The 11,879-nt window shown below is 54.8% G+C and carries 11 protein-coding genes; 2 read left to right on the plus strand and 9 right to left on the minus strand.

Annotated elements, in window-relative coordinates; all coding sequences use genetic code 11:
* Nucleotides 1-137: 137 nt before the first annotated feature.
* The 9 genes from recC to rppH all read right to left on the minus strand — a co-directional run bounded on the left by recC (nt 138) and on the right by rppH (nt 10,089).
* A complete protein-coding gene (recC, locus tag IM314_RS06485) occupies nt 138-3,512 on the minus strand; it encodes an exodeoxyribonuclease V subunit gamma (protein WP_047364466.1) in 3,375 nt (1,124 codons plus the stop codon).
* A gap of 12 nt (nt 3,513-3,524) precedes the next feature.
* A complete protein-coding gene (locus tag IM314_RS06490) occupies nt 3,525-3,848 on the minus strand; it encodes a prepilin-type N-terminal cleavage/methylation domain-containing protein (RefSeq protein ID WP_041908385.1) in 324 nt (107 codons plus the stop codon).
* On the minus strand, nt 3,833-4,234 hold the full coding sequence (locus tag IM314_RS06495) for a DUF2509 family protein (protein WP_193358436.1): 402 nt from the start codon (nt 4,232-4,234) through the stop codon (nt 3,833-3,835). The genes IM314_RS06490 and IM314_RS06495 overlap by 16 nt, the downstream gene beginning before the upstream one ends.
* Nucleotides 4,231-4,791: a prepilin peptidase-dependent protein gene (locus IM314_RS06500; protein ID WP_192971665.1), complete on the minus strand. Its 561-nt coding sequence runs from the start codon at nt 4,789-4,791 to the stop codon at nt 4,231-4,233. The genes IM314_RS06495 and IM314_RS06500 overlap by 4 nt, the downstream gene beginning before the upstream one ends.
* Complete coding sequence (locus IM314_RS06505) at nt 4,782-5,246, minus strand: prepilin peptidase-dependent protein (RefSeq protein WP_193358437.1); 465 nt, start codon at nt 5,244-5,246, stop codon at nt 4,782-4,784. Before IM314_RS06505 ends, IM314_RS06500 begins: the two co-directional genes overlap by 10 nt.
* A 184-nt stretch (nt 5,247-5,430) precedes the next feature.
* The gene (gene thyA, locus IM314_RS06510) at nt 5,431-6,225 is read right to left on the minus strand and encodes a thymidylate synthase (RefSeq protein ID WP_047367463.1); all 795 of its coding nucleotides are present in this window, start codon (nt 6,223-6,225) and stop codon (nt 5,431-5,433) included.
* 6 nt (nt 6,226-6,231) lie between these two features.
* The gene (gene lgt / locus IM314_RS06515; protein ID WP_028014284.1) at nt 6,232-7,107 is read right to left on the minus strand and encodes a prolipoprotein diacylglyceryl transferase; all 876 of its coding nucleotides are present in this window, start codon (nt 7,105-7,107) and stop codon (nt 6,232-6,234) included.
* A 192-nt stretch (nt 7,108-7,299) separates the two neighbouring features.
* A complete protein-coding gene (gene ptsP / locus IM314_RS06520; RefSeq protein ID WP_028014285.1) occupies nt 7,300-9,546 on the minus strand; it encodes a phosphoenolpyruvate--protein phosphotransferase in 2,247 nt (748 codons plus the stop codon).
* Between the two features lie 12 nt (nt 9,547-9,558).
* On the minus strand, nt 9,559-10,089 hold the full coding sequence (gene rppH, locus IM314_RS06525) for an RNA pyrophosphohydrolase (protein ID WP_013098553.1): 531 nt from the start codon (nt 10,087-10,089) through the stop codon (nt 9,559-9,561).
* Between the two features lie 683 nt (nt 10,090-10,772).
* Here rppH and mutH point away from each other — a divergent pair.
* Both mutH and IM314_RS06535 read left to right on the plus strand, forming a co-directional pair.
* Nucleotides 10,773-11,465 (plus strand): DNA mismatch repair endonuclease MutH, encoded by a 693-nt coding sequence (mutH, locus tag IM314_RS06530; RefSeq protein WP_028014286.1) that lies wholly within the window; start codon nt 10,773-10,775, stop codon nt 11,463-11,465.
* A gap of 128 nt (nt 11,466-11,593) precedes the next feature.
* The gene (locus IM314_RS06535) at nt 11,594-11,812 is read left to right on the plus strand and encodes a YgdI/YgdR family lipoprotein (protein WP_014885085.1); all 219 of its coding nucleotides are present in this window, start codon (nt 11,594-11,596) and stop codon (nt 11,810-11,812) included.
* Nucleotides 11,813-11,879 lie beyond the last annotated feature (67 nt).

An 11,879-nucleotide genomic window follows, 5' to 3' on the forward strand; every position in this document is an offset into this window, starting at 1 on the left:
CGACCTCTTTATCACGGCTACATCATTAACAAACTGCGTGCTGGACACGCCAACATCTCTTTATTTAGGTACATCAGTCCGTGATAAGAAGTGCATCATAAATGAACACCCCATACTGCGCAATTTTTATACAGCGCTCAGGACTGATTAAACTTAAACAACGGTAACAGGTAGCGCTGTGCCTCTTCCGTAATAGCCTCGAAGTATTCTGGCTCAAGCGTTCGCCATAGACGTTGATACCAGACATCCTCACCTTCACCGCGTACCATCATGTTTCCTTCATAGGCCTGCATAAATTTACTGCGCGCTTTCTGCAGCGAAGCCTCATCCGTTAACATCGCATCATTCTGCGCGTCATAACAGGCTTTTATCCACGCACCGCCACTTTCGGGCAGTAACAGGAGAGGTTTGTTCATTCCCTGAAGATAGCCCTCAATATACAAGGACAGATAGCGTAACGCCTGTTCTGCCTCCATGGGTGGGAAGCGCCATTCGCCCTCTTTGCGCACGAAGATCCGGCTTTCACCTTTATTCCCACCCGCACTGTAGACAAGATGTTCCAGCCAGAGTTGCAATCCTTGTGAAACGCTGAGCAGAGAAGGCCGCCAGCGCAGTAGCCCATCCGGCTGAACCTGGGTTAGCCAGCCCGTGAGCTGTATGCCCTTGCAGCTGAGATCGATTTCGATGCTTTGTCCGGGCTGGCGGTGCTCCCTGACGCGCTCCGCCAGAGCGGTCATCTCCTGGCACTGCGCCTCCCAGACGATTTCCCCAAACGCACCGTAAGGTAGTTGTCCTGCGGCACGGTAGCGGCGGTAAAGTTTGTCTGCATCTTCCTCTTCAACCAGCGCATTAAGCAGCTGGAGGTTTAGCTGATAGCGCTCCAGCCCTTCCAGAGTAAAGGGTTCTGCATCAGGAATTTCGCTCTCTTCAGAGCGGAAGTTGACCCGTAATCGCTGCTGGAAGAAGGCGCGCACCGGATGCGCCCAAAACCGCTGAAGCTGTTCGAAAGTCAGAGTGTTAATGGGCAGCGGATCAAGCGGCTGAATAAAATCCGTATGGGCTCTCCCCTCTTTTTTCGCTGCTGGCAGCCATTCGCGGGCATAGCTCTGCTGTTCGCTGACAATATAGTTTACCGGGTCAAACGGCATGCGGCTGTGGATACAGGTAATGTGCGCCTTCACCCGCTGCTCGCTTTCATCGCAGTTAAGCGCCTCATCCCCAGCCAGATAGTGGCTCTGGCCGATATAGTCCACCAGTTCCTGCACCAGAACGGAGGGGAAGCGCTCGCTGTTGTCCTGAATGGAACGACCGATATAGCTGATATAGAGCTTACTTTGAGCGGAGATAAGCGCTTCAAGGAAGAGATAGCGGTCATCATCACGACGGCTACGGTCACCCCGCTTTGGATCTGCGTTCATCAAATCGAACCCCAGCGGTGCCAGGGCCCGAGGATAAATACCGTCGTTCATGCCGAGCAGGCAGACCACCTTAAAGGGAATTGAGCGCATTGGCATCAGGGTACAGATATTGATGGGGCCTGCCAGGAAACGCTGGCTGATTCGCTCCTGGTCAAGGCGCTGCGTCAACTCATCTCTCAGCAGCGACAAAGGAATCGCTTCGCGATAGTGGGAATTCACGCCCTCGTCAACGATAGCCTGCCACTGCGTTTCAATGAGCGCCATCGCCGCTTCGGTGTCGTTGTCTGGCAGGAAGAAATCATTAAGTAACGCCCTGCACACCGGGAGCCACTCTTCAAGCGGACGCGGCTGCATTAGCTCACGGCGCCAGCGGTTAAGCTGCATCAGTAGAGAAGCTAAATGCCCTACCAGGTCAGCAATCAAACCGCTGGACTCATCGTAAGGCAGCACTTCGTTCCACTCGCCCTGGCTGCTCTCCATGGCGTAGCCCAGCAGCATACGCGTCAGGCCAAACCGCCAGGTATGCTGGCCGGTTGGGGGAAGCTCGAACTCCTGAACGTTATCGTCATCGATGCCCCAGCGAACGCCTGATTCGTTTACCCACTGGCGAAGGTAGCGCAGCCCTTCTTCATTGATGTTGAAGCGGGCTGCCAGCACGGGAACATCCAGTAACGCCAGAACATCTTCGGAGATAAACCGGCTATCCGGCAGTGAAAGCAGGGTGATAAATGCCTGCAATGCCGGGTGCGACTGACGGGCACGACGGTCAGAGATGGCGTAAGGCAGGTATCGCTCACCCGTCGCACTGCCGAAGACGGCCTGAATAAAGGGACTGTAGCTGTCGATGTCCGCCACCATCACCACGATATCGCGTGGCGTCAGTTCAGGGTCGTCCTGCAGCATCGCCAGCAGCCGATCGTGAAGCACTTCGACCTCACGCTGCGGGCTATGACAAACATGGATCGTGATACTGCGATCCTCGGCGTCCAGCTTCCGCTTGCTGTCGCTGCGCTCAAACTCTTTCGCCGTCACGCCCATGACGGCGCGGTTCTCCAGATCCAGAATATCTAACTGAATATTATGCAGCAGACTATCCGGGGCGATCTCGACAAAGGCGTCAACGTCACCTTCGCCTGATGACGTAATATCGGAGAGCATGTGAATGTAATCACGCCCCAGCTTCCCCCATGAGGCAAGCAGTGGATTGGGCAGGTTCTGGATGCCGTCTTCATCAAAAAGCTGCCCGGCAGTCGAGCCGTCTTTAAACAGCGGGACGGATCGTTCTTCAAAAAGGCGCTTTCGCTGGCGAGTCACCAGCCGCGCAAGCCAACGTTCGTCGAGGATATCCCCCCAATACTGTCGGCAAGGGTTGGTGAACAAAATATGAATATCGATATGTTTACCCAGCGCATTCAACGCTTTCAGATAAACAGGCGGTAATGCGGATATCCCACAGATAAAAACGCGTGACGGCAGTCGGGCTGGACGCGCCGACGCATTCTCGAGTATTGAGATAAACCGATCGTAGAGGTTGGCACGGTGCCACTTAGGCTGCCCAAGTTTCTCCGTATGCTCGACCAGCGCTTTCCAAAGCGGTGCCTGCCATATTTGCGCCTCCGGTAACCCTTCAACCAGTTCGCCCGCTTCCCAGCGAATTAACCAGTCAGAACGGTAAACAAGGTATTGGTCGTAGAGATCGGCGGTGCGCGACGCCAGCTGGAACAGCTTGCGCTTATCGGTATCGTCATTAAGGTAGTGGCGCAGCATGGCGAATTCATCGTGCTGGAGCATCTCCGGCAGCAGCGCCATCAGCTTCCAGCTCATGCCCTGCTTGTTGAAGGCGCTCTGCTCGGGGATGTCCGGTAACACGCGAACAAACATCTCCCAGATAAAGCTCGCGGGCAGCGGGAAATCAATATTCGCGGCAATGCCAAACTTACGAGAAAGCGACATTTGCAGCCACTGTGCCATACCGGTGCTCTGCACCAGCACCATTTCAGGCTCAAAAGGATCGTCGAGCCGCTCGCGCTCAACGATAAATTCCATCAGTGCTTCCAGCACATCCAGACGATTTGAGTGGTAGACCCTTAACATAGACGCTCCCGACTACTGGCTAACCGGGCAATGCAGACGCGTGATTTCACCGCGTCGCCCCAGAGGAGAAATAAGTGTAACCGTGATGCTGACACATCCTGCGTGCGTTGTCTGCACCCGACTGGCCTGCCAGCCTGCGGGCAGAACATTTGTTGAGAGCTGAGCCTGATTCCAGGCGTGGTGCCAGAGCTGACGATACTGGTTAAACTGCGTAAACCGCGCCGCCAGCGCCCGATGATAACCGGCCAGTGCCGTGACGATGATGACCAGCAGCATCATCGCCAGCAGAACCTCAACCATGCTAAATCCTTTTTCTTTGCTTACGGCAGCTGGCATAGCGAACGCTCCTTTAGCGGGCAAAAATCACTCCAGCCGTGAGGCGAAAAGCGAATATTACCGTCAATAATCTCTCCTGAACGCCAGAGTAACAGGTCGTTGACTCCGGCAATCAGTAAAACAGTGGTCTCACTCAGCCGCCGCAAACACACTTGCCAGGCGAGTGCCTTTTTGCACTGGACTTCAGGATCGGGTGACCAGCTCTGAACGCGTCCCCACTCAAGCGCTGACTGTACAGAAGCCTGCTGCTGCAGCGAACGGCTCTCACCGCCAACGAGCGCGCTGAATGTTGTCAGTTGCTGGTTAAGGCCGGTGAGGATCAGCGTACCAAGCACCAGTAAAAGTAGAACCAGCGCCAGCGAAGACATACCGCGTTGACGGTTCACAGGTTGTACCCCGTGACCGTATACAAAGCCTGATAAGGCTCTCCTTGATCGCCGTTGCGCAGGGCGGACAGTTCGATATTCAGCTCCGGCGCAAACCCGGTGTGTGTTACTTTCCTCACCACAAAATGCGCGATGGCGAGCCTGTCCGGATCCGTGAGCTTTTCCCATCCCTGACCTTCACACGAGGTTGCCCCACGAAGCGTTTCCAGCGCGCCCGATTCCAGACGAAAACCGGTGCTGTCGTTTTCTGATGCACTGCGGTCCCAGCGACCATTACTGTTGGCATCCCACCGAACAATGACGCAGCTGCCCTGCCTTGCGATCGCCAGCCCTTGTCCCTGGCAGTTCCCCGCACAGTAACCCGCACGCTGAAGCTGTTTGCCGAGAGCAAACAGGCGCTGCCAGACCTCTTCTTCCAGCTCTCTCTGGCCGGATTGCAGTAATACCGCCTGCTGCAATCCGGGTAGAAAGCGCGATGCGCCAATCAACAACAGGCTACTGATGGCCGTGGCAATCAGAACTTCTGTCAGCGAGAAACCGCGTTGTCTCATCGACATGAACCCCCTTGTGAGACCTTACACATTCTGATGCGCCCTCCGTCTGAGACCAGGATAAGCCATTCTCCGGCACGGCTTTGCACGCGTATCCGCCCTGCCCATGCCGTATCCCTTAATCCATAGAACCCTAATGACGGTGTGACCTCGCTCACCGCGACCTCTGGCCAGAGTGGAATCAGAACAAAGGGGCTGCCCTTCTCACAGCCTTGTACGGCAGCGCTCACCAGACACTCCAGTCCCCCAACCCGCAGCTGGGTTATGTGATGATCGCGGTTGTACCTGTTGGCATCATTTCGCAGAAACACCAGATAGTCGCGCACCTGGCCGGCGGTTTGCCACAGCCGCTGCTGCCGCTGCCAGCTGTCCCAGCCGTACAGACCTGAGGCGCTGAGTATGACAACCAGCGAGACTGCCACCAGCGTTTCGATAAGCGTAAAGCCGTTCTCTTTTTTCATGCGGGAAGTGTGGCGATTCGCCTTGGGCGTGGCGAGCGGTGAATAATGTTTTTACGAGGCGTTATCCGAAGTATCAGGAGAGTTGCAGCGCGTTGCACGTTTTCTGGATAACGCCTCGGAAAACGAAATAAAGACGAAAAAAAACCGGCGCTAAACAGCACCGGTTATGTCACGCTTTACCGCATCAGATAGCGACGGGCGCTTTGATACCAGGGTACGGGTCGTACCCCTCAATCTCAAAATCATCAAAGCGGTAATCGAAGATCGATTCCGGTTTGCGTTTGATAATCAGCTTCGGCAGCGCGCGCGGTTCACGAGTGAGCTGAAGATGCGTCTGTTCCATATGATTGCTGTAAAGATGGGTGTCCCCACCTGTCCAGACGAAATCACCCACTTCTAGGTCGCACTGCTGCGCCATCATGTGGACTAACAGCGCATAGCTGGCAATGTTAAACGGCAGGCCGAGGAACACGTCACAGGAACGCTGGTAGAGCTGGCAGGAGAGCTTGCCGTCTGCGACATAGAACTGGAAGAACGCGTGGCACGGAGCCAGCGCCATTTTATCCAGCTCGCCCACGTTCCAGGCGGAAACGATGATTCGGCGCGAGTCCGGATCGTTTTTCAGCTGGTTCATCACGGTGGTGATCTGGTCAATATGGCGGCCATCAGGCGTTGGCCATGCGCGCCACTGCTTGCCGTAAACCGGGCCCAGGTTGCCGTTTTCATCTGCCCATTCGTCCCAGATGGAGACGTTATTTTCGTGCAGATACGCAACGTTGGTGTCGCCTTGCAGGAACCAGAGCAGTTCATGAATGATCGAGCGCAGGTGGCAGCGCTTCGTCGTCACCAGAGGGAAGCCTTCTTGCAAATTGAAGCGCATCTGGTGGCCAAAAATGGAGAGCGTACCGGTACCGGTACGGTCGTTTTTCGGCGTGCCCTCATCGAGCACTTTTTTCATCAATTCAAGATACTGTTTCATGGTTCCTCAGGAAAGTTGTTGCTGTGGACGACGACGATACGCCCAAATCATCATAATGGCACCCGCGACAATCATCGGAATGGAGAGGATCTGCCCCATGCTGATGTACTGTACCCATTCGCCGGTAAACTGCGCATCCGGCTGGCGGAAGAATTCAACGATGATGCGGAACGCGCCATAGCCAATCAGGAACAGTCCGGAAACAGCTCCCATCGGGCGCGGCTTGCGAATAAACAGGTTGAGGATGATAAACAGCACCACGCCTTCCAGCGCCAGTTCATACAGCTGGGACATATGACGCGGCAGCACGCCGTAGGTATCGAAAATGGACTGCCACTCCGGGTGCGATGGCAGCAGCGCGATATCCTCCGCGCGGGAGCCCGGGAAGAGCATCGTGTACGGCACGCTTGGGTCAACGCGGCCCCACAGCTCACCGTTAATAAAGTTGCCCAGACGACCCGCCCCCAGACCAAACGGGATCAGCGGTGCGATAAAATCTGACACCTGGAAGAAGTTGCGTTTGGTGCGTTTGGCAAAAATCACCATCACCAGGATCACCCCAATCAGGCCGCCGTGGAAGGACATGCCGCCGTCCCAGACGCGGAACAGGTAGAGGGGATCGTTCAGGAACACCGGGAAGTTATAGAACAGTACATACCCAATACGGCCACCGAGGAACACGCCGAGGAAGCCCGCGTACAGCAGATTTTCAACTTCGTTTTTGGTCCAGCCGCTGCCAGGACGGCTGGCGCGACGGCCCGCGAGCCACATGGCAAAAATAAAGCCCACCAGGTACATCAGACCGTACCAGTGAAGCGAAACAGGTCCTACTGAGAAAATGACCGGATCAAACTCCGGAAAATGCAGATAACCACTGTTCATCTGTCACCACAAGATGTTGTTATTCCGCTGAAAGTGGACAGCGGTAGACATGCGATTCTGCCTTAAGCAGAGGCTCCAAAGTTGCGAATCATAGCATAAGGCGGGCGCGGAGGATGCGCCAGAGATGTAAAAGATGTGTATAGGTTTTTGTGCGCACTGGCGCCCTCTCCACAAGGAGAGGACGAAAGACGATTAGCGACCACCGCGGATCAGGCCGCCCATACCGCGCCGCTCCATAAATGCCGCCACCTGGTGACGAACCTCTGCGGCCAGCTGCGCCTCAAGGCTGCGCTCAGCCAGCTCGCGGGCATCATTGATGTCGATATGCCGCAACAAATACTTCACGCGCGCTACTGCGCGGCCGTTCATTGACAGATGGCGATACCCCAGACCAATCAGGATCGCGACGCACATCGAGTCTCCGGCCATTTCACCGCACAGGCGGAGATCAATACCGTACTGTTCAGCCTCACGGGCAATCATCGCCAGCGCGCGAATGATCGCCGGGTGCAGGCTATCGTAGATACTGGCGACGCGGGTGTTGTTCCGGTCGACGGCCAGAATATATTGCGTCAGGTCGTTGGTACCAACCGAAATAAAATCAACGCGATTTGCCAGCTGCGGCAGCATAAAGACCATAGATGGCACTTCGAGCATGACGCCGATCCGTGGTTTCGGGATCGCATAGCCAATCATCTCTTCCACTTCACGACCAGCACGTTCGATCAGGCGCCGCGCTTCGTCGATTTCATCTATGCTGGTGACCATCGGCAGCAGGATACTGAGATTGCCCGTCGCGGCGTTGGCGCGCAGCATCGCGCGCACCTGGATCAGGAAGATCTCCGGCTGATCGAGCGTAATGCGGATCCCGCGCCAGCCCAGACACGGGTTCTCTTCGCTGATGGGCATATACGGTAGCTGTTTATCCGCCCCGACATCCAGGGTTCGCAGGGTGACAGGCTTGTCGTTGAACATCTGCAACATCCCCTGATACTGCGCCACCTGCTCCTCTTCGGAGGGGAAACCGCTCTGCAGCATGAAGGGGATTTCAGTGCGGTATAAACCGATCCCGTCGATGCGGCTGCCAAGCTTCTCTTCGTGCTCGGGGCTTAAGCCGGCGTTGAGCATGACTTTGATCCGCTCTCCGCTTTTCAGCTGCGCGGGCAGGTTAACGTCATCTTCCGCCAGCTTGCTTAATTCATTCTCTTCGCTGATGAGACGCTGATATTCCTGGAGCAGAACCGGCTCAGGATCGACCAGCAGTTCACCGCGGTAACCATCAACCACCAGCGTGCGGCGATGCAGCACCGAAGGCTGAATATCCGCCCCCATAACGGTAGGGATACCGAGCGCGCGCACCATAATGGCGGCATGGGAGTTCGCTGCACCATCACGTACGACAACCCCGGCGAGTCTGTCCTGCGGCAGCTCGGCCAGTGTTGTTGCCGAAAGTTCATCGGCCACCAGCACAAACCGTTTTGGCCAGGCATTCGGCCCCTGAATGGTATCATCGAGGTGGAACAGCAGGCGCTGTCCCAGCGCGCGGAGATCTCCCGCCCGCTCTTTCAGATAACCGTCGGTCAGAGCAGCGAACTGCTCGGCAAATTTTTCGATGACCTTTTTAACCGCCCACTCCGCGACTGCGCCTTTATCAACCTCAGCAAAAAGCTCACGGCGCAGACGCGCGTCGGAAAGCAGGTGCGAGTAGAGGTCGAAGATGGCCGCCGTCTCTTTTTGCGCACCAGCGGCAAAGCGCTTGCTGTAGCGACGAAACTCATTGGCCGCCTCTTCCAGCGCGGCGGTAAGACGCTCGCGCTCCAGCGCTTCATCAAGCGTAGAGGCTTCGTAGACCTGCTCCATCAACGGCAGCGTGGCGTCCATCCAGCCTTCCGCAATCGCCACCCCTGGCGATGCCGGAAGGGCGCGAATGCGCGTATGGCGGTACTGACCAAAGAGCGCAGCAAGCTGAGACTGAGAGAGGATCGCCGCCATCTGTGTCGCCAGCGTGACGAGGAAGGACTCTTCGCTTTCATCATACTGACGCAGCTCGCGCTGCTGGACGACCAGCACACCGAGTAGCTGACGACGCTGAATAATCGGCACACCCAGAAACGCGCGGAAGCGTTCTTCTTTTACGGAAGGGATGTATTTAAAGCTGGGGTGTTTTTGCGCGTCGGCAAGGTTGATAGGTTCAGCCAGCCGCCCAACCAGCCCGACGATACCTTCATCAAATGCGAGCGTTACGGTGCGCCCCCGCGGCTTTTTCAAACCGCGGGTCGCCATCAGGTAATAGCAGCGCCGATCGTGGTCGGCCAGATACACCGAACAGACCTCGGTCTCCATCGCAAGACAGATGTCAGTGACCAGAATATTCAGCGCCTCGTTGAGGCGCGGAGCGCTGGCCACCTTCTCGACTATTTCTCGCAAGCGGGTGAGCATGATTTGCGTAGCTTAACCTCTTTTACGTCGCCAGGCAGGTGCGCTCTGCGGCTTAGGCGGGATCTCCTGAAGCTGCATCACCACACTTGCAAACTCTTTCATCACCCTACGGTAAACATCGCGCTTAAATGACACGACCTGACGAACAGGATACCAATAGCTCACCCAGCGCCAGCCATCGAACTCCGGCGTACTGCTGGTTTGCATATTGATGTCCGAATCGTTGCCCACCAACTGCAGAAGAAACCACTTCTGTTTCTGGCCGATACAAACCGGCTTTGTGTCCCAACGCACCAAACGTTTCGGTAACTTGTAACGCAACCAGTTGCGGGTCGAGGCAAGGATGCGAACATCTTTTCGGCTTAAACCGACCTCTTCAAAAAGCTCCCGGTACATCGCTTGTTCTGGGGACTCTCCCGGATTGATCCCGCCTTGCGGGAACTGCCAGGAGTGCTGACCATATCGACGGGCCCACATGACCTGGCCCTGACGATTACAAATTACTATTCCTACGTTCGGGCGGTAGCCATCGTCATCAATCACCGGACTACCCCAAACTAAACCTTATATATGAATGATTGTTTCACACTACAGTGAGGCGGTAAACCACTCTCTTACAGGCCTGCAACCTAATAACATTTGAATAACTCACAAATAAGCGCAGAGTTATAAACAGATGTGCGGTCTCGAGGGCAATTTTATTCACCTTTTCTGTGGATATAGTTGTGAAGAAGTGTCTGATTACCGATGAACAACCTGAAATGGCCTCTGCCCTCCCGTTTCTCGCCTTCAAAATAAAGCCATATTTTTCATTATCTTATATTCATATCGACAAACAAAATGCAGAATAGCGTGACGATCGTCACAGCAGGGATCGTCGTGCTGATGAAAGATCGAACAGCGTCGGTTTTATCCACAGATTGTGCCAATAAGTTAGGCACAATTTGTCTGAAATTTGGATTTTCGTCGCACGTCAAGGCTGTAAATTGAAACAGTAATCAGGGTTATGCCCAGTTATCCCATTTTTCTGTGGATAACATGGTGTAAGATCCTGTTTATTGTCAGTGACCAGATTTGAACAACCCGTTTTGCGTCCCTGATGAAACCGTGAAAAATTCATAAAAAAACTTATAAATCATGCACATGGAATATTGGTACAGAAAAAGTTAAACTCTATCCACAGGGGACTGTTTCTTCGTTTATTTTTTAATCAAAAGGTTATCGTCATGCATCCGCTTTCACCCTTGCTCTCACCGCCTTCGAGCGAAAGCCAGTTGCTACAGCAGGCTCAGCGCCTTGCAGGCTTCTCGCTGGGCGAACTGGCGGCGATGGCAGGGCTACAGATCCCGAAGGATCTGAAACGAGATAAGGGCTGGATCGGCATGCTTCTGGAGCTGTGGCTGGGGGCAAGCGCCGGGAGCAAGCCAGAGCAAGATTTCGCGGCCCTTGGCGTAGAGTTAAAAACTATTCCTATCGACCGCCAGGGTCGGCCCCTGGAGACTACCTTTGTCTGCGTTGCGCCCTTAACCGGCAATACCGGCGTAACGTGGGAAACCAGCCACGTGCGCCATAAGCTGAATCGCGTGCTTTGGGTTCCGGTTGAAGGTGAACGGCAGATCCCGTTAGCTGAACGCCGAGTTGGCGCGCCGCTGCTCTGGAGCCCGGATGAAGAAGAGGAGCATCAGCTTCGCCTGGACTGGGAAGAACTGATGGACATGATTGTGCTCGGTCAGGTCGAGCGAATTACCGCCCGGCACGGAGAAGTGTTACAGCTGCGCCCGAAAGCGGCAAACAGCAAAGCGCTTACCGAGGCGATCGGCGCGATGGGCGAACCCATACTGACGCTACCGCGCGGTTTTTATCTTAAAAAAAATTTCACCGGCGCGCTGCTTGCTCGTCATTTCTTACTTAAAACATAGTTTTTTACTTATTTTGCGAGCTCACAAACATAATCGCCTGGTTTTTAAGATTTTACCGCTTCACCCTGTTGCTATAACGGGTTAATACTACACTATGATTTGATACGAGCCAGATGAGGACGATAACGATGAAAAAATGGGCGGTGTTAATTTCAGCAGTCGGGTTGGCGTTTGCCGTTTCGGGCTGCAGCAGCGATTACGTCATGGCGACGAAAGACGGCCGGATGATCCTGACTGACGGTAAACCTGAAGTCGACGATGATACCGGTCTGGTCAGCTACCACGACCAGGCAGGCAATAAAATGCAGATCAATCGCGACGAAGTCTCGCAAATTATTGAGCGATAACAGTCGGAGGTCAGTAGCCTACTGGCCTTTTTGATTTTTTTCTTCCCCTTTTGCTTCCCCTCTGCCA

This window comes from Enterobacter cloacae complex sp. P42RS, from assembly GCF_014930595.1.
In the GTDB taxonomy this organism is placed as follows: Bacteria; Pseudomonadota; Gammaproteobacteria; order Enterobacterales; family Enterobacteriaceae; genus Enterobacter; species Enterobacter bugandensis.